Source organism: Amphritea sp., from assembly GCF_016744155.1.
Classification (GTDB): Bacteria; Pseudomonadota; Gammaproteobacteria; order Pseudomonadales; family Balneatricaceae; genus Amphritea.
Window position 1 is genome coordinate 1 of record NZ_JADGEW010000005.1, and the last position, 22,274, is coordinate 22,274.

The following is a 22,274-nucleotide window of genomic DNA, read 5'->3' on the forward strand; positions in this document are numbered from 1 at the left end:
AGTCCTAGGTGATAATGATAATTAATACTGAGTTGAAGGTTTTAGCAATAGGCCGAGTTTTTCAGGTTGTTATTGCACTTGCTATCATAAAAGTTGCAACGCAACTGCTAGATGCAGCTGAGATGGGTAATTTTTATTTAATAACAAGTGTAACAGGTTTTTTTGGGCTTTTCCTTGTTAATCCCATAGGGCAGTATATTAATAGAAAAACTCATCGGTGGTTTGATGAATCGAAGTTGTTGAATGTTCTCTTTTTATATAATATTTATTTGTTGTTTATTTCTTTTTTTTCAGTGTTAGTTGTTTGGCTTTTGTTTTATCTTGGCGTTGGTAGAGGTTTCGATTTATTTCATATGTCAATTTGTGTTGCAGTGTTTGTTTATTTTAATTCATGCAATCAAACTTTGATTCCTATGCTTAATATGCTCGGAAAACGGCTTCCATTTGTTTTGTTTACTTTAATTTCCCAATTGCTCTATTTAATTATTGCTTATGCACTTGTTATTGTATTTGAGGCTAAAGCTGTTTATTGGTTTTTAGGCCAAGGCATTGCCTTTGGAATATCTGCTATTGGTTCTTATGTATATTTCGTTAAGAAAGTACAGTATAACTTTTCTTTTGCTAATGCTGTTAAAATGATTAATCTTTCCAGTTTTTCTTATATTTATAAATTCTCATTTCCTCTTTCAATAGGCGTATTGTTTTTTTGGCTTCAAACCCAATCATATGGAATTTTAGTTGAGAAATATTTGGGATCTGAATTTCTCGGTTTTTTGGGTGTAGGGTTAGTTGTTGCTATGGCTGTTTCTTCTTCTTTTGAATCTTTAACCATGCAATATCTATATCCGAAAATTTATAAAAGTATGGATAATGATCTTGAGTTTTCAGTTATGATATCGAAGGTGATTAACTTGATAGTCCCTATTTACTTTTTCCTGGCTATATTTTTATCATTTCAAGCTTTGTTTTTAGTTGCTATTCTTGTTGATGAAAAATACGTTGGCTCCTATGTATATACAATATTTGGAGCTTGGATTGCTTTCTTTACAATGTCATCAAATATATTAGCCAATATTGCTCATGCAAAATTAAAAACTAAAGAGTTAATTTATTCACATGTCACGGGCGGTATTACCGCAGTTGTTTTCTTAATTATTTCTGTTGATTCCGGTAATTATGAATTATATGTACCTTCGTCTTTGCTTTTTGCTAGCGCTCTTGCTTTTATAGTAATGTTGTTTCGTATGAATAAAATAGTGAAAGTTTGTATAAAAATTAGTAGTTTTTTCTATGCTATTGTTTTTTCTATGCCATTTTCTTTGTCTTTAGCTTTATATGATTTTTCTGGAGATGTCTTTTACTTGATGAGTGTTTTGTTTGTATTTGGATTGTATTTTTTATTAATGCTATATGTCTGGATAAAGAGAAATGGATAGTTTGATTGAAGCTCCACTAGTTTGTATTTGTATCCCAAATTACAACAACGAAACTACTTTATCACAGACTTTGGATAGTCTTGTAAATCAAACTTATAAGAATATTATTATTCAAGTATTTGATAATGCATCTACTGATAAAAGTGTCTGTATACTACGAAAATATGAGGAAAAATATACTAATATTGAGGTCTTCTATAATGAAAAAAATATAGGAGGTGAAGCAAACTTCTCTAAATGTATTGAACATATGAAAGGTGATTTCTCTGCTATCTATCATAGTGACGATGTTTATATGCCAACTATAGTAGAAGAGGAAGTATTGGCTCTTTTGGAACACGATATCAGTGCTGTATTTACTGGAGGGTGTGTTATTGATGGAAGCGGAAGGGTAACTGGGAATATTAAGATTCCAAAAGAGTTTATGCATACTGATGGGTTTTTTAAGCTGTCTTTTATCGAACTGATTTTCTCAAATTTGAAAAATGATAATTTTTTAATTTGCCCAACGGCTATGGCTAAAACAAAAGTATATACGGATGTTATTGGGCAATGGGATGGTCGTAATTATAAGACAGCCGCTGATGTTGATATTTGGCTTCGTTTTGCAGAATTAAATTCCATTGGTGTAATTACAAAACATCTCATTAAGTATCGACTTTCAAAAAATAGTTTCTCATTTAGGCGTTTAAAAACAAGAGTTTCTTCTAAGGACTTTTTTTTGGTGATGGATGACTATATTTCTAGAACTGATGTTAACAAGAAAGTTAGTAAACGATTACATGACAATTATTGTTTTTTGAAGTTTAAAGATCATGTCGTGATTGAAAGGAATAGTATCATAAATGGTATTGTAACTTCTAATAACATTGACATTGACTTCGTTGTTATGAAACAGTCTTTTGATAGTTTTAAGAATTTTTTATGTGTCTTTGCCGCTATTTTATTTAAGGTTTTCAATTATAATAAATTATTATCAAGATTTGTTCGGTTGTTCAAATGAAAATTTCTATAATTATCCCTCTGTATAATTCAGAAAAATCTATTGTTCGAGCATTAGATAGTGTTGTAAATCAAATAAAACATGGATTTGATGTTGAGATAATAGTAATTGATGATGCCAGTGATGATTGTTCTTTTAAACTAGTTGAATTGTTTATTTCAAATTATTCTGGTGAGTTTACTTTCAAGGTAGTAAAAAACTCTCTTAATCAGGGTGTATCTAAGTCTCGAAATTTGGGGGTTAGCCTTAGTTCAGGAGACTATATTGCCTTTCTCGACTCGGATGACCGATTTCATGAGAATAAATTAGCTATAATTGAACCGCTGCTAGCCAATAATTCAATTGATTTTCTATTCCATTCATTTAGTCATGAAAGTTCAGTGGTAAATAAGGCTTCTGCTCTATCATTTGTTAAGTTAAATATGTTTTTCCCTTTTGTGAATCTGGTTAAGAATTTAATTTGCACTCCTTGTGTTATTGTAAAGAATAATACTGATTATCGGTTTAATGAATCAATGACTCATATGGAAGACCTTGAGCTTTGGACTTCGATTATGTTAAAGCCTAAAATCAATATCTATCAATTAAAAGAAAAATTGACCATACTCGGACATGTGGCTAATGAAGGGGATGGGCTTTCCTCAAATCGTTCTGCTATGAGAAGTATGGAGTTAGTAATGTTTTTGTCTTTAGCAAATAAATTTTTATCAGTGAAGTTATTGTTGCCAGTGTATTATATTATACATAAAATCAAGTCTATTCTTAAAGATTGAAAATTTAAAGACTTGAGAATTGTTTAGAGAGTTTTCGAGTTATATTTTTCTTAACACAGTTTGATTATCCATATGTTTAAGTAATCATGTGATGATTGAAGCGGTTTTTATATATAAATACTAGTGTTTCTGTTGGTGCTTTTTATTAAGGTTTACGATAATGGATCATATGTACATCTCTATTGTTTCTCATGGGAATGATGATGATATAATTGATAATTTGAATCTGAAAGAAATTAACTCTCTTTCTAATGTGACTGTCATTATTCGGGATAATCTATCAAGTCAGAGGTTGAGTAAATATTGTTCATCCAATAATTTTGAATACAATTCTTCTGATTTGTGCTTGGGATTTGGTTCTAATAATAATATTAATTTTAAAGTTTCTCGTGATCTTGGTATGAGTGATAATGATTGCTTTGTTGTATGTAATCCTGATCTAAATATATCTGCAAAAATGATTAATGATCTGTTTTCTCGCATTAGTGGCCAATCTAGTCAAATCTACTCAATTAATCTTTTCTTTGATGATGAATTTTCCATTATGGAATATTCGATCAGAAAGTTCCCAACATTTCTTTCCTTTTTTAATGTTTTAAAAGGTAAGTCTTTCACTGATCCGTACGATAAAGCTGATTTGGAAGATGGTTCAATAGTCGATTGGGCTGCAGGTTCATTCTTAGTTTTTGATGCTGGTCTTTATGAGAAATTAGGTGGGTTCGATGAAAAATATTTCATGTATTTCGAAGATGTAGATATCTGTTATAGAGCTAAGAGAGTATTTTTTCAGGATGTTGTTTATTTGAGAGATATTATAGCTACTCATCAAGGTGGCTATAAAAATCGAAATATTTTTTCAAAGCATTTTAGATGGTATTTTTCTAGTCTTTTTAGATTCTTGTTTAAAAGTACATTTGGAATAATGAAATGAAAATTTTGTTAACTGGATCTACGGGTTTTCTAGGTAGCGCCCTACTATCTGAATTGGTTAATAGAGGTGCTGAATTAATTACAATTGGTCGCGACAAAAATAAACAAAAGAGTCATGATTATATTTATACAGAAAATCTTTCTTCAGAATCTCAGTTCAATCTAGATGCTCATAAATGTGATGTCGCTATTCATTGTGCTGCCCGTGTTCATGTAATGAACGAAAGCAGTATCAATCCTCTTGATGAATTTCGTAAAGTGAATGTTTACGGAACCCTATTTTTAGCCCAACAAGCTGCAGCTTCAGGTATTAAGCGTTTTATATTCATTAGCTCAATAAAAGTTAATGGTGAATCTACTAGTTATTTACCAGCCTTCACTGAGTACTCTGCTCTCGCGCCAGAAGACCCATATTCTATTTCTAAAAAGGAGGCCGAAGATGGTTTGCGCAAAATATCACGTGATACAGGCATGGAAGTCGTTATACTACGACCTCCACTTGTTTATGGTCCGGGAGTAAAGGCGAATTTTTATAACTTATTGAAATTAGCAAATACGGGTTTTCCGTTGCCTTTTGGCGCTGTGCATAACTTTCGAAGTATGATTTACGTAGGCAATTTGGTTGATTTTATTTTAACGTGTATTGATCATCCAGCTGCGGCAAATCAAACGTTTTTGCTTTCAGATCGAAGGGATTTGTCGCTTGCAGAGTTGTTAATTTTATTACGTAAAAGTATGGATAGACCTATTCGATTGATACCCGTTCCTATTTTTGTATTTCGTGTTGCAGGTTTTGTTACAGGTAAAGGTGCCTATATCGACCGTTTGGTAGGGTCGTTACAACTTGATGGCAGTAAGTCGCAAGAATTATTAAATTGGCAACCGCCATTCTCGGTCGAACAAGGAATTAAGGCGACAGCTGACTATTTTTTAAAGGGTGAAGAGTAATATGCTACGTATGCTAGATGTTTTTTTTGCATTACTGGGACTTTTTTTCGGTTTCCCTGTGTTATTGCTTATTTATATTATTGGTTTGTTTGATACTGGTTCTCCTCTTTTTCGTCAAGAAAGACTGGGGCGCTTTCAAAAGCCTTTTGTCTTAATTAAGTTCCGGACCATGAAGTTGAATACTGTATCTGTTGCAACGCATTTGGCTAGTCGTTCCTCAATTACCAAGTTTGGAAACTTTCTTCGTCGAACGAAGTTGGATGAGCTTCCGCAACTATGGAATGTTTTGAAAGGTGAGATGAGCTTGGTGGGCCCGCGCCCGGGATTGCTTACTCAGAAAGAGTTGATCATCGAGCGGGATAAATTAGGTGTTTATGACGCTCGTCCAGGTATTACTGGAATGGCTCAGGTTAATAAAATTGATATGTCGACTCCTGAGTTGTTAGCAAAATTTGACAAAAAAATGATAGTGTCTATGTCGTTAAAGGATTATTTTAGGTATCTGTTCCTGACAGTGCTAGGACATGGTTCTGGCGATAGAATTCAGTGATTTTCTAGTTTATAGATTGGGGTTTAACTTTGCTTCAGAAGTTGCTTGATTCTAAGCGTAAGCTTAAAAAAACCATATTTGTCTTATTGGATCTGGTTTTATTGCCGATATGCTGCTGGCTCAGTTATGCGCTTCGTTATGGTGATTGGACAGCTAATAATTTTGTTCATTGGCCTGCATATATACTTGCCCCTATTATCTTCATTCCTATTTTTATTAGGATGGGAATGTATAGGGCGGTTATACGATACATAGGTTATCGTGCACTTTGGACTGTTGTAAAGGCGGTGACTCTATCCTTATTAATTTGGGCTGTAGCTACTTACTTGCTGGGGCTTGAGTATAATACCCCTCGCTCGGTTATTTTGATTTTCTGGATTGTCTCTATTTTAGTCATCGGTGGTAGTCGTATGATTGCGCGCTGGCTTATATTGCATCAATTTCCTGGTGGTGAAGGTAACGCAAAACTCTCTACTGAGCGTGTGCTTATTTATGGTGCTGGCTCTGCGGGGCGTCAGCTGGCAACAGCGCTTTATCATTCCAACGAGTTTTCTGCTATTGCGTTTATAGACGATGACAACTCTCTCTCAGGAATGGACATTAACGGGGTTCGAATTTATAAGTCTGTAGATATTCCTGCGTTAGTCGAGCGCTTTGATATTGATTCTGTTTTGTTGGCTATCCCTTCTTCTTCAAGGCGTAGACGAAAAGAAGTTATTGATTCGCTTAATGAGCTCCATATACGAGCTCTGACACTTCCAGCCTTATCTGATATTGCTGGTGGTAAGATCAGTATGAGTGATGTTCGTGAGGTTGATATTGCCGATCTGCTTGGGCGTGAAGAGGTTCAACCCGATAAAGCATTGCTTGATGCCTGTATTCATGATCAGGCAGTGTTGGTTACAGGAGCAGGTGGGTCTATCGGTTCTGAGCTCTGTCGTCAGATTATTAAGCAGAAACCTCGCTGTCTTGTGTTTTTCGAACAATCCGAGTTTGGTCTATATAGTATAGAGCGAGAAATAACTAAGCTTGCTGGGTCTGGTGTCCGCGTTATTCCTGTGCTCGGCTCTGTTCTTGATTTAGCTCATCTGATTAAGGTAATGCAGCAGTATAGTATTGATACTGTTTACCATGCGGCCGCATATAAGCATGTACCTTTAGTAGAGAGTAATATGATTGCTGGAGTGCGCAATAACCTTGTAGGGACTTGGAATGCAGCAGAAGCAGCAATTAAGTGTCAGGTTAAAAACTTTGTGCTGATATCCACGGATAAAGCGGTACGACCAACCAATGTTATGGGTGCAAGTAAGCGTTTTGCTGAGCTTGTTTTGCAAGCATTAAGCAAGCGTGAACAGGACAGTGATATCCGCTTCGCGATGGTTCGCTTTGGTAATGTGCTGGGGTCTTCTGGATCCGTAATTCCACTGTTCCGTCAACAAATAAGTGAAGGGGGGCCTGTTACGGTTACTGATCCTGAAATAACCCGGTATTTCATGACGATTCCTGAAGCTTCTTCTCTTGTTATACAGGCTGGATCAATGGGGTGTTCTGGTGATGTGTTTGTTTTGGATATGGGGGAGCCGGTTAAAATAAAAAACCTTGCCAGGCAGATGATTAATCTGACCGGTCTGTCAGTGCGTGATGTCAATTATCCAGATGGTGATATTGAGATTATTTACACAGGTATACGTGATGGTGAGAAGCTCTACGAAGAGTTGCTCATAGGTGACAATGTTCAGAAAACTGATCACCCTATGATTATGTGTGCTGAAGAAGTGATGGTTGACTGGGTTCTGCTAAAATTAATTATCGAGCAGATGGAGTGTGCCCTGAATAACTTTGATTATGAGAAGGTTAGATCAATACTTCTTGAGACAGTTAATGGCTATAACCCGCAGCATGAAATCAAAGATCCCATGTATCAGCAGTCATCTTCTTCTATTTCTTAGCTGCCGCTTCTTTTGGTTCATTGCCAGGCTGTAGGGTTTTCCTTGGTGTTACTGATTCATAAAATGCTTCTAGTTAAAGTTTGATGGGTATTTAAATTAGAGCCCGTTCCGTCACTATAGCTAAGCCTTTTCTCCTGCTAATTGAGAAAGAGAACGCTTTTAGAATAGGTACTTGTACAGGGGGAGTCTTGCGGGTATTGAACCTGCGTCCTGCTCAGTTCTCATAGAGAATGAGTTGGATATATTTTTATAAGGGTGTGGCTTGGGGGCTTGAACCTGCGGCCCGCTTAGCTCTTATAGAGAATGAGTCGGATGCATTTGTATAAAGGTGTGGGCCTTGCGAGACTTGAGTCTGTGACAGGTCTATCCCTATTGCAGGTGAGTCTTGTTTGATTTAGAGGGGTGGTGGGACTTGAACCTGCGACCTGCTCAGTTCATATAAAGAGTGAGTCGGATGCATTTGTATAAAGGTGGTGGGCCTTGCGAGACTTGAGCCTGTGACAGGTCTATTTCTATTGCAGGTGAATCTTGTTTGATCTGAAGGGGTGGTGGGCCTTGCGGGACTTGAACCTGCGACCTGCCGATTATGAGTCGGATGCTCTAACCAACTGAGCTAAAGGCCCCCATGTGATATGACTTCTACGGTGTCAGTATAAATATCAAAGCTTGTTCGCTTTGCTTTTTTACCGAGGAAAGAAGCCACTCTCTTGGAGAGGACGCCCATAATACCACAGGATATTATGGGCGCAACGGTCTGATTTAAAAGATTTTAATGTTCGTCTAAGAAGCTGCGCAAATGGTCTGAACGGCTTGGGTGACGAAGCTTGCGGAGTGCCTTGGCTTCGATCTGACGAATACGCTCACGGGTTACATCGAACTGTTTACCAACTTCTTCCAAGGTGTGGTCAGTGTTCATGTTAATACCGAACCGCATACGCAAAACTTTAGCTTCACGAGCTGTCAATCCTGCCAGTACTTCCTTAGTCGCTTCACGCAGGCCTTCACCTGTCGCAGAGTCAACTGGGGAGTCGATAGTAATATCTTCGATAAAATCGCCCAGGCTGGAGTCTTCATCGTCACCGATGGGTGTTTCCATAGAGATCGGTTCTTTAGCGATCTTCAGTACCTTGCGAATCTTATCTTCAGGCATGTCCATGCGCTCTGCCAACTCTTCTGGAGACGGCTCACGGCCCATCTCCTGAAGCATTTGACGAGAGATTCGGTTCAGCTTATTGATCGTCTCGATCATATGTACTGGAATACGGATAGTACGTGCCTGGTCGGCAATTGAACGAGTGATCGCCTGACGAATCCACCAGGTTGCATAGGTGGAGAACTTATAACCGCGACGGTATTCAAACTTATCCACCGCTTTCATCAGACCGATGTTGCCTTCTTGAATTAGATCAAGGAATTGCAAGCCTCGGTTGGTGTACTTCTTAGCGATAGAGATAACCAGACGCAGGTTGGCTTCAACCATCTCTTTCTTAGCGCGGCGAGCACGAGCTTCACCGATCGACATGCGACGGTTAACTTCTTTTATCTCGTTCAGAGTCAGGTGGATATCATGTTCCGACTGAACCAGCTTTTTCTGAGCTCTGCGAAGTTCGATTTCGTGGCGCTTAAGTATGCGCGCATACTCGGAATCAGAGTTGATCAGTGCATCGAGCCATTCACTGTTGGTTTCGTTGCCCGGGAACTCTTTGATGAACTGACGACGCGGCATCTTGGCGCGTTGAGTACAGATCTGCATGATCATCCGCTCTTGCTTACGGATGTTTTCAATTGAGCTGCGAACATTGGTAACCAGCATGTCGTAATAGCGTGGAGCCAATTTAATCGGTGAAAATACTTCTGCAAGCTCAACGAAGGCTTTAGCTGCAGTTTTACTACTGCGACCGTCTTTCTCAACAGCTTTCAGGTATATCTTATAGGCGTTACGGATAAGTTCAAAGCGGCGCTTGGCTTCCTCTGGATCAGGACCGCGCTCTTTCTCTTCTTCATCGTCATCGCTTTCGGCCTTAGCTGCAGCAGCTTCTGCTTGTGCAGCGGCTGATGGAATCTCTGTGCCGTCAGAAGGGTCGATATAACCGCTGAAAATATCGCTCAGGCGACCTTCTTCCTCGATGGTTACGTCGTAGGCTGTAAGAATCGCTTCTACAGATCCTGGGAAAGCGGCTAAGCCAGACATGACTTCGCGCAGACCTTCTTCGATTCGCTTAGCGATTTCGATTTCACCCTGGCGTGTCAGAAGCTCAACAGTACCCATTTCACGCATATACATGCGGACAGGGTCTGTCGTTCGTCCGGCGTCTGATTCGACAGCAGCCAGTGCGGCAACGGCCTCTTCATCGGCTTCAACTTCTGCAGAGTCGCCTTCTGTCATCAGCAGGGTTTCTGCATCAGGGGCAACTTCGGTGACCGAAATGCCCATATCGTTGATCATACGAATGATGTCTTCGACTTGATCCGGATCGGCAATATCTTGTGGCAGATGGTCATTAACTTCAGCATAAGTAAGGTAGCCTTGCTCCTTACCCCGTGCGATCAGTTCCTTGAGGCGTGACTGCTGCTGGGAGGTATCTGACATAGTTGCCCTTCAATGATGACGAAAGTGGAAAAATTAGCCCGACATTATAGCGATTGTGGGTACTGAATTCTACAGACTGCAGGTCCTTATACCGATATTTCATCTATAAAAATAGACTATATTTCAATGTACTGGGAAAGAAATATGAAAATACCGTTTTAGCCTGCTCTGTAGCTGAGTAAGTGGGGGTGAATTAAGAAATTTCAATGGTAAGCTGGTTATTTTTCAGGCGTTTTTCTTAATCGGCTGCTGGCTTGCTGCATGATTAGTTTATTTAGCTGTTGTTTGTCTTCAGCATTGAGGTGCGGTTGGGATTTGAGTAGCAGGATTCTTCTGTCAAGGTGGCGTTCCTGTAGTCGGTTCAGGCAGTCAGTTAAGACTTGTTGTGCGTTGCTTGAATCGATAATGGGGGCTTGGTGAGCGATCTCGTTGAGTTGGTGAATCAGCGGTCTTAATTGTTCGTTATCCTGCCAATCCACGGCTAGGATACCTGGGGATACGCCAGGGTTATCCTGCAGATAGCGGCTCAGCTGGTAGAGAAGCTGTTCAGCATCATCGTCAGAGCCTGATAGTGTTTCAAGATCACCGCAATGGGGAGCCAGAGTCGGCAGGTGAAGTAATATGGAAACAGCTTTGGTGCTTGGGTTGAAATGCACGGCGGAGCCGCCGGGTGGGGCGGGGCGGGATTTTTTATTGCCCTTACCGAATTTGCGATCACTTTTGTTAAAGCTATTTTTCTGTTTGCTGTTGCCGTAATCCTGATGGGTTTGTTCAGCCTGATAATCGAAGTAACCATCTTCTTGGTATGCGGGCTCTTCAGGGTAGTAGTTATGCTCTGCAATAGTCGGAGGGCTGGTCGCTTCCTGCAGATTGTTAACGCTGATCAGTTGTTCCAGGCTGAGTCCGGTAAGTTCAGCAATTTTTTCCTGCATCATCTGCTTTAGTATGCCTGGCTGCATCTGATCAATCAGTGGGAGTGCTTCATTACTGAATCTGGCGCGGCCGTCCAGTGAGCTCATGTCAGCTCCCTCTTCAAGGCTTTTAAAGAAGAAGTCGGATAGTGGTAGTGCTTCCGTGATGCGCTGCTCGAATTTTTCGCAGCCCTCTTGTCTGACCAGGCTATCCGGGTCTTCACCGTCCGGGAGGAAGAGGAATCTAGCTTGTTTGCCGTCAGTAATTACCGGCATGGTGGTGTCCAGCGCCCGCTTAGCGGCTTTGCGACCGGCTTGGTCGCCGTCAAAGCAGAAAATTACCTCTGGTACCATTTTTAATAGTCGTTCCAGATGCTGGGCTGTTGTCGCTGTGCCAAGTGTTGCGACAGCATAGCCAATGCCGTACTGAGCGAGTCCAACGACATCCATGTAGCCTTCAACAATAATCAGTCGGGTAAGGCTTTGGTTGAATTTGCGTGCTTCATACAAGCCATAGAGTTCTCGGCTTTTATGGAAGGTGTCTGTTTCGGGTGAATTTAGGTATTTTGGTTTTTCGTCGCCTAGTACTCTGCCGCCAAAGGCGATAACACGCCCGCGCATGTCTCGGATAGGGAACATGATGCGCTCCCTGAACCGATCGTAATAGCGCTCCGAATCCTCTTTGTTAATGAGCATGCCGGCCAACTCTAAGCGCAGCTTTGTGTCTTTATCGCTGGCGAGTTTTTTTAACAGATTATCCCAGCCGGGAGGAGCGTAACCGATACCAAATCGTGCGGCGAACTGGCCGGTAAGGCCTCGATTTTTCAGGTAGTTGACCGCGGTCTCTTTAGTGGAGTGCTCACGTAACTGCTGTTGATAATATTCAGAGGCTTCTTCAAGAATTGCGTAGATATCCTTGATGCGCTGCTCACGCTGATGATCAACAGGTCCCTGGGTTTTAGGTAACTCGACGCCAGCTAATTTGGCTAACTCTTCAACGGCCTCGGGAAAGCTGAGGCGGTCATGTTCCATCAAAAAGCCAAGCGAATTACCTCCAGCACCACAGCCAAAGCAGTAATAAAACTGTTTTTCATTATTAACGGTAAAAGAGGGGGATTTTTCTTTGTGGAACGGACAAAGACCGGAATAGTTTTTACCAGTCCGCTTGAGCTTCACTCGTGCCTCAACAATATCAAGAACATTGACGCGTGCGAGAATATCATCGATAAAGGCTTGCGGAATACGTCCGGCCATAATGAATAGCTACCTGCTGATTATGAGGGTCCAGCAGTTATTTTAACTATTTAGGCAGTTTTTGACGAGTTGGCTGATAGCACCCATGTCGGCGCGGCCTTGTACCTGAGGTTTGACCAGTGCCATTACTTTGCCCATGTCTTGCATACCTTGTGCACCAGAGTCGGTTACGGCGGTATTAACAATAGCGGTAAGTTCGGCTTCTGTTAGCTGTTGAGGCAGGAACTCCTTGATGACAAGAAGTTCCTGTTGCTCAATATCGGCCAGATCATCACGACCGGCAGCGCTAAACTGCTCGATCGAATCGCGTCGCTGTTTTTGCATTTTATCCAGCGTTGCGAGAACTCGCGCATCATCCAGTTCAATACGTTCATCAATTTCGATGCGTTTAAGCTCTGACAGAATCATTCGGATAGTTGCTAAGCGCGGCTTATCTTTAGCGCGCATTGCTACTTTCATCTCATCACTGACGCGTTGCTTCAGTTCAGACATTCCGATCTCCTGGCAGTGTATTGCTGTTTAATGCGTGGTGAAGATCTTAGTACAGACGAACGCGACGCTGGTTTTCACGCTGAACTTTCTTCAGGTGACGCTTAACAGCTGCAGCAGCCTTGCGCTTACGGATAGAGGTCGGCTTCTCGTAGAATTCACGACGACGTACTTCAGCCAGAACACCGGCTTTTTCGCAAGAGCGCTTGAAACGACGAAGAGCTACGTCAAATGGCTCGTTTTCTTTAACTTTAACTGCTGGCATATAAATACCTTTCCTTCTAAGAAAATTTGATGTCTGTTCCACTGAGTTTAGACTCAGCTGCCAATAAGGGCCGGTATTTTATTCTTATGGAACTGCAGTGTAAAGCCTAAATACGATGAAATGATTGTTAAATTGAAGGATAATGGCGCTCTTTTCAATAACCCAGTGACTTGAATCGCTGGCTTTTATCTGTATTTGTAGTGAGAGCAGTAACTGATGCGTGTGTTAGGAATCGAAACCTCCTGTGATGAAACCGGTGTGGCTATCTATGATAGCGAGGCAGGGTTAGTGGGTGATGCACTTTATAGTCAAGTGGCGATCCATGCAGAATATGGTGGTGTAGTGCCAGAACTGGCCTCCCGGGATCATGTTCGTAAGCTATTACCCTTGGTGAACGAGGTGTTGGAATCTTCAGGGACAACGGCGGATCAGATAGATGCAGTCGCTTATACTGCTGGCCCTGGTTTGATTGGCGCTCTTATGGTGGGAGCCTCTACCGGCAGGGCGATGGCTCTGGCCTGGGGAGTTCCTGCCATAGGGGTTCATCATATGGAGGGACACTTGTTAGCTCCGATGCTTGAAGAGCACCCTCCGGAATTTCCTTTTGTCGCGTTGTTAGTGTCAGGTGGTCATACTCAGTTGGTTCAGGTAGAGGGTATTGGTGAATATACTGTGCTCGGCGAATCATTGGACGATGCCGCCGGTGAGGCTTTTGATAAAGCGGCGAAAATGCTGGGGCTCGATTATCCCGGTGGACCAGAAGTCGCTCGTCTTGCGGAAAAGGGCGATCGAAAGCGGTTTCGTTTTCCGCGGCCAATGACCGATCGCCCTGGTGTTGATTTTAGTTTCAGTGGTCTGAAGACCTTTACCCTGAATACTTCGAACAAGTACAGAGTGGATGGGGTGCTTTCGGAAACGGATCGTTGTGATATTGCTGCGGCGTTTGAAGAAGCCGTAGTTGATACACTGGCTATTAAATGTCGTCGTGCACTACAGCAAACCGGTTTCAAGCAGTTAGTCATTGCTGGCGGCGTCAGTGCGAATCAACGCTTACGTGATCGACTGGAAGAAATGGTGAAGAAAGAGCGCGCCCAGTTATTCTATGCCCGCCCGCGTTTCTGTACAGATAACGGTGCGATGATTGCGTATGCGGGTTGTCAACGCTTGATGGCCGGGCAAAGCAGTGACCTTTCTATTCAATGTCAGCCGCGCTGGCCGATGGATACCCTGGAACCTATAACTCGGTCATAGTCTTTCTTATACTCAAAGGGGGCTTTCGCTGCCTTTCAATAACTTTCGAATATTCTGATGATGGGTTGCCAGAAGCAGGCAGCTCATTATTATAATCGGAAGCAAAACTTGTGGCGTTAATTGCCAGCTGATAATAGGGCTGACCAATGCCATGCCAACCGCTGCCAGCGAAGACGTTCTGCGAACTGCAAGGAGAGAAAGCCAGATAGCGCAGAGCGCAAGGCCCAGTCGATAGTCAAGAAGCAGACAGCTACCTAGCATTGTAGCGACACCTTTACCTCCCCCAAAACGCAGAAAAATTGACCACACATGGCCTATCAATGCCGAGATGCCGACTAGAGCCTGGTTGAATAGCCCCAAATCAAGCCTCTGGGCAATCCATACTGCCAGCATCCCTTTACTGAGATCACCCGTGAGCGTTAGGAGTGCTGCTGGTCGGTTTCCCATCCGTAATACATTAGTTGCACCAGGGTTGCCTGAGCCCTGTTGACGGGGGTCGCCTATCCCCATAGAGTGGCAAACTAGAATTGCCGTGGGAATGGATCCCAGCAAGTATGCCGCTAACATTACGGTCAGCGTTGTGAAGGCGTCCGCTGCGATCATATTCTTTACCGTGGTTATGGAGTTGTATTTAAATTGCTAAGACATTTTATATAGCGTACTTAGGCTCAGGATGAAAGCTATTGGGTGCGTTTAAGGAGTTCAGGGATGAATAAATGTATAGTTTTGATGCTGTTATTACTGGCTGAAAATAGTATAGCTGGCTTTAGAATGGATGATGGTAGTCGAGTTGGTGCTGGTGATAATATCAGTCTTCTCTATGCTCAGTGGGGTAGGGAAGTGATGCGGGTCAGCAGCAAAAGAACCTGCAATCGTATTATTAAACTGAAGCGGGACTATTGCTCAACACGCCGGCTTATCTGGCAACGTGATGGCCGCTATATGATGGTTCAGGTTTCAGGTCAGATGATTATTAAAACGGGTTGGACCCGCTCGCAGAGAGAGCTTAAAACGGTTTTCTGATCCTCGCGAATGGACGTTTGAAATTAATTGTAGTGTTGTAAGGGTTTTGTTTTGGATATTGTGTACATTGAGGGTTTAAAGGTAGAGACCGTTATCGGTATCTACGACTGGGAACGAGAGATTCGTCAGACAGTATGTCTGGATATTCAGATGGCAACTGATATTCAAGCGGCTGCCGCATCAGAAGATATCGACAGTACCCTAAACTATAAAACGGTATCTGATCGACTCATAAGCTTTATTGAGACCAGTGAGTTTATGTTGGTAGAAACCATGGCTGAAGAGATTGCGCAGATTGTATTGAGCGAATTTGGTGTGCGTTGGTTGAAACTGAAACTGGGTAAGCCCGGTGCAGTACCTACCGCCATAGATGTGGGTGTAATTATTGAACGGGGAGAACGTTTCTGATGGCTCAGGTATTTGTCAGTATCGGTAGTAATACCGAGCGTGAATTCTATATTGAAAGTTGTCTTGATGCGCTGGATGCGCAGTTTGACAAGTTGGAGCTTTCTTCAGTTTATGAAAGTGAGCCCGTTGGATTTGACGGAGACAGTTTCTATAACTTGGTTGCTTCTTTTAAAACGGAGTTGTCGGTCGGCGAGCTAAGTAGGAAGTTGAAACAGATAGAGGACGAAAATGGTCGTTGCCGAACGTCGCCTAAGTTTAGTGGTCGTACGCTGGATATTGATATCCTTACTTACGACGCCCTGATTGGTGAAGTGGAGGGGGTTACTCTCCCTCGTGAAGAAATTACGGTGAATGCGTTTGTTCTGTGGCCATTAGCAGAACTTGCGCCGAAAGAGCGCCATCCGATTCTGGCAGAGACTTATCAGCAACTGTGGCTGGATTACGATAAAGAGAAACAGTTATTACACCCGGTACCGTTTATCTGGCATGAGAAAGATCTTTCTGCCTGAGTAACGATGCCAGCCTGAATGAATAAAGGAGTTTAATATGGGGACTGGATCACTCATTTTTTTAGTTGTTGTAGCAGCATTAGTCTTTTATGTTGTGGCGATCTATAACCGCCTGGTGACGCTTAAAAATCGATTTCAGAATAGCTTTGCACAGATCGATGTGCAGTTGAAACGACGCTATGACCTGATTCCGAATTTGGTTGAAACGGCTAAGGCTTATCTTGAGCATGAACGAGGCACATTAGAAGCGGTTATCGCTGCTCGTAACGAAGCGCTGGCGGGGCTTAAAGCTGCTGCTGCAAATCCTGAAAGCGCCCAGGCACTTGGGCAGCTGGCTAAAGCAGAGGGTGGGTTACAAGGTGCATTAGGTAAGTTGAGTATTGTGGTTGAGGATTATCCTGATCTTAAGGCTGATGCCAATATGCGCCAGCTAAGCGAAGAGCTGACCTCAACTGAAAACCGCGTATCATTCGCCCGACAGGCATTTAATGATGCTGTCACTGAATACAATAGTTATAAGCAGACTTTTCCTCCGGTGATTCTGGCAGGGACTTTTGGTCATGTTAAAGATGCATCTTTACTAGAATTTGCCGATAAAGAGCAGCTGCAGGCTGCACCAAAAGTTAGTTTTTAATCACAATAGGTTCTATAAATGAACTTTTATGCGGCTCAGGATCAGGCCCGCAAGAGTAGTCGCACGCTGTTGCTACTCTTTATTCTTCTTAATCTGGCAATGGTGTGTCTGATTAATCTGTTGTTTGCCTGGTATCTCTGGGTAAATGATGACCCCTTGTCTCTGCCAGATCGTGTGTTTCTTGATTACCTTAGTTGGGAGCGTATTTTTATTGTGGCGGCAGCGATTAGTCTGCTGTTGATCTTCGCTGCCTGGCTGAAATGGCTGGATGTAAAACAAGGTGGAGGAGCCGTTGCCGAGCAATTTGGCGGCGAACAGATACTTCATTCGACGGCAGGTGCTGGTGAACGACGTTTACTGAATGTGGTTGAGGAGATGGCGCTGGCTGCCGGTGTGCCTGTGCCACCTGTTTATGTGATGCGTCATGAAGCTGGAATTAACGCGTTTGCGGCCGGACTTGGGTTGACAGATGCTGCAATCTGCGTGACTAAGGGAACCCTTGACGGACTTAATCGAGACCAGTTGCAGGGCGTTATAGCACATGAGTTCAGCCACATATTAAACGGTGATATGCGCCTTAATATGCGACTGTTGATTATGTTGCATGGCATGGTTTTTTTTGGCGAATTGGGGCGAATGTTTGCTAGTAGCAGAACCAGCTGGTGGGTCGATTCTACTAAATCACGTAATTCTAGTCGTGGTTACTTGGTGCTATTAGGGCTGGGGCTAATGGCAATTGGTTGGTGTGGGGTCTTACTGGGTAATATGCTGAAAGCGGCTATTAGCCGTCAGCGTGAATTTCTTGCGGATGCATCGGCGGTGCAATTTACCCGTAACCCGGAAGGGATAGGTGGGGCGTTGAAAGTTATCGGGGGTAGCCGGTTTCAAGGGCATCTCAATCATCCGGATTGTCAGGAAGCCGGGCATCTATTTTTTTCTGCTGTGATGCCAAACTGGCTCTGGTCGACTCATCCTCCCTTGAATGTGCGGATTCGTAAGATAGAACCTCGTTGGGATGGTGAATATCTGGAGCCGGAACCGCTTCCGGAAGAACCTGAAATTAACCTCGATCGGGGCAAACCTAAACAGGAAGTGATTGATCGTTTAATTGGCACATTGGCAGGTGTCGAGCTGATGGATTATGCGTCAGCTGAGGATGTTAACCAAAAACAGTCGACGGTTGTTGAGACTGATCTGTATGGCTTGGCGCGTGATCCCTATGATGCTCGGGTGGTGTTGTTGGGATTGTTGCTGGATGGCGATAGTAGCGTAAGAGAAAAACAGTTACAGCTTATTACTGTACAGGATAAAGGATTGGCTGAGCGGCTGACTAATTGTCAGTCGATGTTCTCAAGCCTGGCCCGTGAAGAGTACCTTCAGTTAATCGAGTTGTCTCTGCCCGCGCTGAAGGCCCAGTCCGCTAATCAGTATAAGGCGTTCAAGCGACTGTTATTACAGGTTGTTCAGGCTGATCAGCAGATAGATCTGTTTGAGTGGGTGTTGTATCAGCTAGTTAGTCGTTATTGTGATGCGCATTTTGGCGCGGTGCGTAAACGGGAGAATAGGAATAAGTCTCTAGATGCACTTAAAGAGCCTTATGCGTTGGTTATCTCTATGCTTGCTTACCACGGTAATAGTTCTGACGAAATTACTACAAAAGCCTTTACCCGTGGTGCCGGGGTTGCCGGGTTGTATACGCTTAAGCTTGTTGCTGAAGAGAAGTGTAATCGCGAGGCTTTAGCCAAAGCGGTGACTGAGTTGGCAGCGGCTACTCCGTTTTTACGCCAGCGATTATTGAAAGGGATGGTGCAGGTTGTGCGTCTCGATGGCAGGGTCTTGCCGGTTGAGCGGGAGTTGATTACAGCGATTGCTGCGATAATGGAAAGCCCTCTGATTGGCCTGGATGATTGAGCTCAGTTTAATGGCTTGAATTGTATTAGTGGCTGTAGAGTGATTTGCCGCCATCAACGGCAATAATCTGGCCGGTAATAAAGTTTTGGCGGGCTAAAAACAATACTGTTTCAGCAATGTCTTCCGGGGCGCCTGCGCGCTTCAAAAGTGTTTTTTCTAGTATGGCTGTTTGTTCCTCAGGACTAACCGCTGCTTGTTCTTCCGGCCAGAGAATCGGGCCAGGCGCAACACCATTGACTCGCACTTCAGGTGCCAGCTCTTTCGCCAGGCTGATAGTCATCATCTGTAAGCCCGCCTTGGCTATTGAATAGATAGGGTAACCCGGAAGCGCACGCTGCGCATGGATATCAACCAGATTTATGATGCTTCCCTGCTGCTGCCTTAATGTATCTGCCAGTTGAGCCGAGAGAAAGTAGGCTGCTTTAAGGTTGCTGTTGATTAGATCGTCCCATTGCCTCTCAGTGCTCTCTTGCAGGGGAGTAGGGTAGAAAGAGGAGGCGTTATTGATCAACAGATCTATCTGACCCCAACAAGCCTGTGCCTGTTCTGCAAGTTGAGAAACCTCCGCTGTGCTGTTGAGGTCTGCCTGAATCATCTTGGCGCTATTTGCTCTTTCTCGATTGAGTTGTTCTACCAGTTGCTCGGCATCTGAGATTGAGTGATTGCAGTGGATAATCACTCGGTAGCCCTGTAGCCAAAGCCGATGGGCTATCGTGGCGCCGATTCTTCGGGCTGCTCCGGTGATCAGGGCGACGGGGGTGTTCATTCGCAAGCCTCTTCTATCTGTTGCTGACAAATTTGCAATTGCGCCTGAGTTATTGCCTCTCCCAGCGCTTTCCCCTTGTAGCCTTGTTGCATCAGTTGTTGAGGACTGATCTGCTGTAATGTTTTGAGTAGTTCAGGGAGTTGCTCTCTTACTGTCAGTTCTTCGTCGCAGATCAGTGTGCAGCCTTGAAATAGCAGTGGCAAGTGTTCACTTCGGCGCAGGAGCCCTAAATCCGTAATGAGAGAAAGGCGTTCAGCCGCATCGAGTTGAGAAAACTGACATAGGTGGTCAGCCTGGGTGCAGAACTGAAGTGCCAAATCCCGATAAGCGTTGGGTACTCTGTGTTTTTCGCAAAATGTTTTGATTTTTTTGATATACAGACTGGTATGGGGCGCGTCTTCTGTGAAGGCGCTGCGGAGTAAAATAGCAAAGCGCACTTTGGTGTCGTCGGCTTTATTGATCGCTGCAAGTGTTTGCGAGTCATTAGCTGTCGCGCATAGTTCGGGAAAGAGCAGAGTCAGTGCGTTACATTGATTCAGGGCTATGAGAAAGGCTTCGGGTGATGCTTCGCCCAGTGCGCGTTGGAACTCCTGCCACACACGTTCGGCTGTCAGGTGTTCTAATTCATCTCCGGCGGCCAGTTCCTGCATCAATGCCATAGTTTCAGGTGCAATACTAAATCCCATTGAAATGTAGCGGGCCAGAAAACGGGCCACTCTTAGTACGCGAAGGGGGTCTTCAGAAAAAGCGGGAGAAACGTGCCTCAGGGTCTTTGCAGTGAGGTCCTGTTGTCCGCCATAGGGGTCGATCACAGTGTTGTGATCGTCCATCGCCATAGCGTTGATCGTAAGGTCACGACGAATCAGATCCTGTTCCAGTGTGACATCTGGGCTGGCGTGATACTGAAAGCCGGTATAGCCCTTTCCTGATTTGCGCTCAGTGCGAGCCAGTGCGTACTCTTCACCGCTGTCAGGGTGGATAAAGACCGGAAAGTCTTTTCCTACGGGGCGAAATCCCTGTTCAAGCATCTTTTCAGGTGTGGCGCCAACGACCACCCAGTCTCGGTCATAGATAGGATAGTCGAGTAAAGTATCCCGAACGGCGCCTCCCACCAGAAAAGTTTGCATGGGTCAGTCGCTGGAACACTGATCAGGTCGACTGCCCTGCCAGAGCTCAAAACCGCCATCAAGGCTGTAAACCTGATCAAATCCCTGTTGGATTAAAAGGCCGGCAGCTGACTGGCTGCTGAAACCGTGGTAACAGCATATAATCAACGGTACATCCATATCTGCAGACTGAATAAACTCATGTAGTGAGTCGTTACTCAGGTGAATAGCATTGTTTATATGGCTCTGTTGATAACTTTGCGGATCGCGAATATCAGCGACAACTGCGCCTTCTGCAATCAGTTGTTCAGCCTGAGCGATATTAATACATTCGAAGTTATCCATCAGTTGCCATACCTCTTATTACTCTTTACAGAAATCAGTTCTTTGTCATCCAGTCGCAGGGCCGTCAGCGTATTACCCCAGACGCAACCGGTATCTAAAGCAAATACGTTAGCTCTGTCTGCTTTTCCTTCCAGAGCAGCCCAGTGGCCAAAGACAAGATATCCCTTTTTTAGTGCTTTTCCTTCATGGTTAAACCAAGGCATAAAGCCTGATGGCTGGCTGGCCAGTGTGCCTTTGGCGGAAAACTCCATCTTACCTTCGCTATCGCAAAAGCGCATTCGGGTAAAATAGTTAGTGATTGTTCTCAGGCGGTCCCAGCCTTTCAGTTCGCCAGACCAGCAAGCAGGCTGGTTACCGTACATGTGCCGGAAAAACTCGTTGGCTAAGGTGCCTTGTAATACGGTTTCAACTTCGCGGGCGCGCCGGTGCGCTTTTTTTAGTGACCATTGCGGCGGAATGCCAGCGTGCACCATTGTGAATCCCAGCTGTTCATCCGTAGCCAGGAGGGGCTGGTTGCGAAGCCACTTCATCAGCTTTTCAGCATCTGGGGCGACCAGAATGTCATGAAAAGTGTCGGATCGTTTGGCTTTCATTGCACCGCTATAGACGGCTAGCAGATGTAGGTCGTGATTGCCTAGTACCACGGTTACCTGATCTCTTAGGGAGTGCAGGAAACGAAGAGTTTCTAAGGATTTAGGGCCTCGGTTAACCAGATCGCCAGCCAGCCATAGATTATCATTTTTGCTGAAATTGACTTTTTTCAGTAACTCTCGAAGTTCGTCGTAGCAGCCCTGAATATCCCCGATTGCATAGGTTGCCATCCAATGCTCCTTAGTGCAGTGCGTTCGGTTGAGCCAGGGTGAACGGCTCAATATCAGCATTAAAGGTCTGACCATCGTTTGTTTGCATCTGATAGTGTCCTTGCATGCATCCTACCCGGGTGCTTAGAACTGTTCCGCTGGTATAGCTATAGCTTTGCTGAGGTTCAATTACCGGTTGTTCGCCGATTACGCCTTCGCCTTCAACTTCCTGAGCTTTCTCATCACCATCAACGATCAGCCAGCGACGACGGAGTAATTGAACCGGTTGCTGGTCGTGATTAGTGATAGTGATGTGATAGGAAAAAACATAGCGTTTTTTTGCCGGGTCAGACTGATCCGGCAAATAGGCTGTTTCTACATTAATGGCGATATTGTGAGCTGTTTCTGAGTAGATCATATCAC

The 22,274-nt window shown here is 43.8% G+C and carries 23 protein-coding genes and 1 tRNA gene; 13 read left to right on the forward strand and 11 right to left on the reverse strand.

From position 1 onward, the window contains the following. Window positions 1-14 precede the first annotated feature (14 nt). The 7 genes from QZZ54_RS05855 to QZZ54_RS05885 all read left to right on the forward strand — a co-directional run bounded on the left by QZZ54_RS05855 (window position 15) and on the right by QZZ54_RS05885 (window position 7,589). Window positions 15-1,436, forward strand: coding sequence for a hypothetical protein (locus QZZ54_RS05855; RefSeq protein ID WP_290700158.1), 1,422 nt, complete (start codon window positions 15-17; stop codon window positions 1,434-1,436). After that, window positions 1,429-2,439: a glycosyltransferase family 2 protein gene (locus QZZ54_RS05860; protein WP_290700162.1), complete on the forward strand. Its 1,011-nt coding sequence runs from the start codon at window positions 1,429-1,431 to the stop codon at window positions 2,437-2,439. The genes QZZ54_RS05855 and QZZ54_RS05860 overlap by 8 nt, the downstream gene beginning before the upstream one ends. Further along, window positions 2,436-3,212, forward strand: a complete 777-nt coding sequence (locus QZZ54_RS05865; RefSeq protein WP_290700165.1) for a glycosyltransferase family 2 protein — start codon at window positions 2,436-2,438, stop codon at window positions 3,210-3,212. Before QZZ54_RS05860 ends, QZZ54_RS05865 begins: the two co-directional genes overlap by 4 nt. A gap of 160 nt (window positions 3,213-3,372) precedes the next feature. Then, window positions 3,373-4,143: a glycosyltransferase gene (locus QZZ54_RS05870; RefSeq protein WP_290700168.1), complete on the forward strand. Its 771-nt coding sequence runs from the start codon at window positions 3,373-3,375 to the stop codon at window positions 4,141-4,143. Beyond that, window positions 4,140-5,090 carry an SDR family oxidoreductase gene (locus QZZ54_RS05875; protein WP_290700170.1) on the forward strand — a complete coding sequence of 317 codons (951 nt, stop codon included), beginning with the start codon at window positions 4,140-4,142 and terminating at the stop codon, window positions 5,088-5,090. Before QZZ54_RS05870 ends, QZZ54_RS05875 begins: the two co-directional genes overlap by 4 nt. A gap of 1 nt (window position 5,091) precedes the next feature. Beyond that, window positions 5,092-5,640, forward strand: a complete 549-nt coding sequence (locus QZZ54_RS05880; RefSeq protein WP_290700173.1) for a sugar transferase — start codon at window positions 5,092-5,094, stop codon at window positions 5,638-5,640. Between the two features lie 227 nt (window positions 5,641-5,867). Continuing rightward, entirely contained in the window at window positions 5,868-7,589 is a 1,722-nt protein-coding gene (locus QZZ54_RS05885) for a nucleoside-diphosphate sugar epimerase/dehydratase (RefSeq protein ID WP_290700176.1), read from the forward strand. Window positions 7,590-8,135: 546 nt separating this feature from the next. Here the strand turns inward: QZZ54_RS05885 and QZZ54_RS05890 are convergent. From QZZ54_RS05890 to rpsU, 5 genes are all read right to left on the reverse strand, one after another. After that, window positions 8,136-8,212, reverse strand: a tRNA-Ile gene (locus QZZ54_RS05890). A 146-nt stretch (window positions 8,213-8,358) separates the two neighbouring features. Further along, entirely contained in the window at window positions 8,359-10,179 is a 1,821-nt protein-coding gene (rpoD, locus tag QZZ54_RS05895) for an RNA polymerase sigma factor RpoD (RefSeq protein WP_290700179.1), read from the reverse strand. A 218-nt stretch (window positions 10,180-10,397) separates the two neighbouring features. Next, window positions 10,398-12,344 (reverse strand): DNA primase, encoded by a 1,947-nt coding sequence (gene dnaG, locus QZZ54_RS05900; protein WP_290700182.1) that lies wholly within the window; start codon window positions 12,342-12,344, stop codon window positions 10,398-10,400. A 42-nt stretch (window positions 12,345-12,386) separates the two neighbouring features. Next, window positions 12,387-12,836 (reverse strand): GatB/YqeY domain-containing protein, encoded by a 450-nt coding sequence (locus QZZ54_RS05905; protein WP_290700185.1) that lies wholly within the window; start codon window positions 12,834-12,836, stop codon window positions 12,387-12,389. A gap of 46 nt (window positions 12,837-12,882) precedes the next feature. Continuing rightward, entirely contained in the window at window positions 12,883-13,098 is a 216-nt protein-coding gene (rpsU, locus tag QZZ54_RS05910) for a 30S ribosomal protein S21 (protein WP_019622914.1), read from the reverse strand. A gap of 216 nt (window positions 13,099-13,314) precedes the next feature. Between rpsU and tsaD the strand changes: the two genes are divergently transcribed. Further along, entirely contained in the window at window positions 13,315-14,349 is a 1,035-nt protein-coding gene (gene tsaD / locus QZZ54_RS05915) for a tRNA (adenosine(37)-N6)-threonylcarbamoyltransferase complex transferase subunit TsaD (protein ID WP_290700198.1), read from the forward strand. 12 nt (window positions 14,350-14,361) lie between these two features. Here the strand turns inward: tsaD and plsY are convergent, their stop codons facing one another. Next, window positions 14,362-14,952, reverse strand: coding sequence for a glycerol-3-phosphate 1-O-acyltransferase PlsY (gene plsY / locus QZZ54_RS05920; RefSeq protein ID WP_290700201.1), 591 nt, complete (start codon window positions 14,950-14,952; stop codon window positions 14,362-14,364). A 105-nt stretch (window positions 14,953-15,057) separates the two neighbouring features. Here plsY and QZZ54_RS05925 point away from each other — a divergent pair, with 105 nt between their 5' ends. Genes QZZ54_RS05925 through QZZ54_RS05945 form a run of 5 tightly spaced genes read left to right on the forward strand, consistent with a single transcriptional unit; the run spans window position 15,058 to window position 18,834 of the window. Further along, the gene (locus QZZ54_RS05925; RefSeq protein ID WP_290700203.1) at window positions 15,058-15,372 is read left to right on the forward strand and encodes a hypothetical protein; all 315 of its coding nucleotides are present in this window, start codon (window positions 15,058-15,060) and stop codon (window positions 15,370-15,372) included. Window positions 15,373-15,423: 51 nt separating this feature from the next. Continuing rightward, a complete protein-coding gene (gene folB / locus QZZ54_RS05930) occupies window positions 15,424-15,780 on the forward strand; it encodes a dihydroneopterin aldolase (protein WP_290700205.1) in 357 nt (118 codons plus the stop codon). Then, entirely contained in the window at window positions 15,780-16,289 is a 510-nt protein-coding gene (gene folK, locus QZZ54_RS05935; protein WP_290700208.1) for a 2-amino-4-hydroxy-6-hydroxymethyldihydropteridine diphosphokinase, read from the forward strand. The genes folB and folK overlap by 1 nt, the downstream gene beginning before the upstream one ends. A 37-nt stretch (window positions 16,290-16,326) precedes the next feature. Next, window positions 16,327-16,923, forward strand: a complete 597-nt coding sequence (locus QZZ54_RS05940; RefSeq protein WP_290700211.1) for a LemA family protein — start codon at window positions 16,327-16,329, stop codon at window positions 16,921-16,923. Window positions 16,924-16,941: 18 nt separating this feature from the next. Further along, on the forward strand, window positions 16,942-18,834 hold the full coding sequence (locus QZZ54_RS05945; RefSeq protein ID WP_290700214.1) for a M48 family metallopeptidase: 1,893 nt from the start codon (window positions 16,942-16,944) through the stop codon (window positions 18,832-18,834). A 25-nt stretch (window positions 18,835-18,859) separates the two neighbouring features. On the opposite strand, the gene QZZ54_RS05950 is transcribed toward QZZ54_RS05945, so the two are convergent. The 5 genes from QZZ54_RS05950 to apaG are packed head-to-tail and all read right to left on the reverse strand — an operon-like array spanning window position 18,860 to window position 22,269. After that, window positions 18,860-19,600, reverse strand: a complete 741-nt coding sequence (locus tag QZZ54_RS05950) for a pteridine reductase (RefSeq protein WP_290700217.1) — start codon at window positions 19,598-19,600, stop codon at window positions 18,860-18,862. Then, entirely contained in the window at window positions 19,597-20,727 is a 1,131-nt protein-coding gene (locus QZZ54_RS05955) for a hypothetical protein (RefSeq protein ID WP_290700219.1), read from the reverse strand. Before QZZ54_RS05955 ends, QZZ54_RS05950 begins: the two co-directional genes overlap by 4 nt. Window positions 20,728-20,730: 3 nt before the next feature. Further along, a complete protein-coding gene (gene glpE / locus QZZ54_RS05960; protein ID WP_290700221.1) occupies window positions 20,731-21,051 on the reverse strand; it encodes a thiosulfate sulfurtransferase GlpE in 321 nt (106 codons plus the stop codon). Beyond that, the gene (locus QZZ54_RS05965; protein WP_290700223.1) at window positions 21,051-21,872 is read right to left on the reverse strand and encodes a symmetrical bis(5'-nucleosyl)-tetraphosphatase; all 822 of its coding nucleotides are present in this window, start codon (window positions 21,870-21,872) and stop codon (window positions 21,051-21,053) included. The genes glpE and QZZ54_RS05965 overlap by 1 nt, the downstream gene beginning before the upstream one ends. A gap of 10 nt (window positions 21,873-21,882) precedes the next feature. Beyond that, window positions 21,883-22,269 (reverse strand): Co2+/Mg2+ efflux protein ApaG, encoded by a 387-nt coding sequence (gene apaG / locus QZZ54_RS05970; RefSeq protein WP_290700225.1) that lies wholly within the window; start codon window positions 22,267-22,269, stop codon window positions 21,883-21,885. Between the last annotated feature and the right edge of the window lie 5 nt (window positions 22,270-22,274).

What these genes read in the sequence shown, in the direction of transcription:
- QZZ54_RS05855 (WP_290700158.1), top strand. Translation starts at nt 15, where the DNA reads ATGATAATTAATACTGAGTTGAAGGTTTTAGCAATAGGCCGAGTTTTT.
- QZZ54_RS05860 (WP_290700162.1), top strand. Translation starts at nt 1,429, where the DNA reads ATGGATAGTTTGATTGAAGCTCCACTAGTTTGTATTTGTATCCCAAAT.
- QZZ54_RS05865 (WP_290700165.1), top strand. Translation starts at nt 2,436, where the DNA reads ATGAAAATTTCTATAATTATCCCTCTGTATAATTCAGAAAAATCTATT.
- QZZ54_RS05870 (WP_290700168.1), top strand. Translation starts at nt 3,373, where the DNA reads ATGGATCATATGTACATCTCTATTGTTTCTCATGGGAATGATGATGAT.
- QZZ54_RS05875 (WP_290700170.1), top strand. Translation starts at nt 4,140, where the DNA reads ATGAAAATTTTGTTAACTGGATCTACGGGTTTTCTAGGTAGCGCCCTA.
- QZZ54_RS05880 (WP_290700173.1), top strand. Translation starts at nt 5,092, where the DNA reads ATGCTACGTATGCTAGATGTTTTTTTTGCATTACTGGGACTTTTTTTC.
- QZZ54_RS05885 (WP_290700176.1), top strand. Translation starts at nt 5,868, where the DNA reads ATGTATAGGGCGGTTATACGATACATAGGTTATCGTGCACTTTGGACT.
- rpoD (WP_290700179.1), bottom strand. Translation starts at nt 10,179, where the DNA reads ATGTCAGATACCTCCCAGCAGCAGTCACGCCTCAAGGAACTGATCGCA.
- dnaG (WP_290700182.1), bottom strand. Translation starts at nt 12,344, where the DNA reads ATGGCCGGACGTATTCCGCAAGCCTTTATCGATGATATTCTCGCACGC.
- QZZ54_RS05905 (WP_290700185.1), bottom strand. Translation starts at nt 12,836, where the DNA reads ATGTCTGAACTGAAGCAACGCGTCAGTGATGAGATGAAAGTAGCAATG.
- rpsU (WP_019622914.1), bottom strand. Translation starts at nt 13,098, where the DNA reads ATGCCAGCAGTTAAAGTTAAAGAAAACGAGCCATTTGACGTAGCTCTT.
- tsaD (WP_290700198.1), top strand. Translation starts at nt 13,315, where the DNA reads ATGCGTGTGTTAGGAATCGAAACCTCCTGTGATGAAACCGGTGTGGCT.
- plsY (WP_290700201.1), bottom strand. Translation starts at nt 14,952, where the DNA reads ATGATCGCAGCGGACGCCTTCACAACGCTGACCGTAATGTTAGCGGCA.
- QZZ54_RS05925 (WP_290700203.1), top strand. Translation starts at nt 15,058, where the DNA reads ATGAATAAATGTATAGTTTTGATGCTGTTATTACTGGCTGAAAATAGT.
- folK (WP_290700208.1), top strand. Translation starts at nt 15,780, where the DNA reads ATGGCTCAGGTATTTGTCAGTATCGGTAGTAATACCGAGCGTGAATTC.
- QZZ54_RS05940 (WP_290700211.1), top strand. Translation starts at nt 16,327, where the DNA reads ATGGGGACTGGATCACTCATTTTTTTAGTTGTTGTAGCAGCATTAGTC.
- QZZ54_RS05945 (WP_290700214.1), top strand. Translation starts at nt 16,942, where the DNA reads ATGAACTTTTATGCGGCTCAGGATCAGGCCCGCAAGAGTAGTCGCACG.
- QZZ54_RS05950 (WP_290700217.1), bottom strand. Translation starts at nt 19,600, where the DNA reads ATGAACACCCCCGTCGCCCTGATCACCGGAGCAGCCCGAAGAATCGGC.
- QZZ54_RS05955 (WP_290700219.1), bottom strand. Translation starts at nt 20,727, where the DNA reads ATGCAAACTTTTCTGGTGGGAGGCGCCGTTCGGGATACTTTACTCGAC.
- glpE (WP_290700221.1), bottom strand. Translation starts at nt 21,051, where the DNA reads ATGGATAACTTCGAATGTATTAATATCGCTCAGGCTGAACAACTGATT.
- QZZ54_RS05965 (WP_290700223.1), bottom strand. Translation starts at nt 21,872, where the DNA reads ATGGCAACCTATGCAATCGGGGATATTCAGGGCTGCTACGACGAACTT.
- apaG (WP_290700225.1), bottom strand. Translation starts at nt 22,269, where the DNA reads ATGATCTACTCAGAAACAGCTCACAATATCGCCATTAATGTAGAAACA.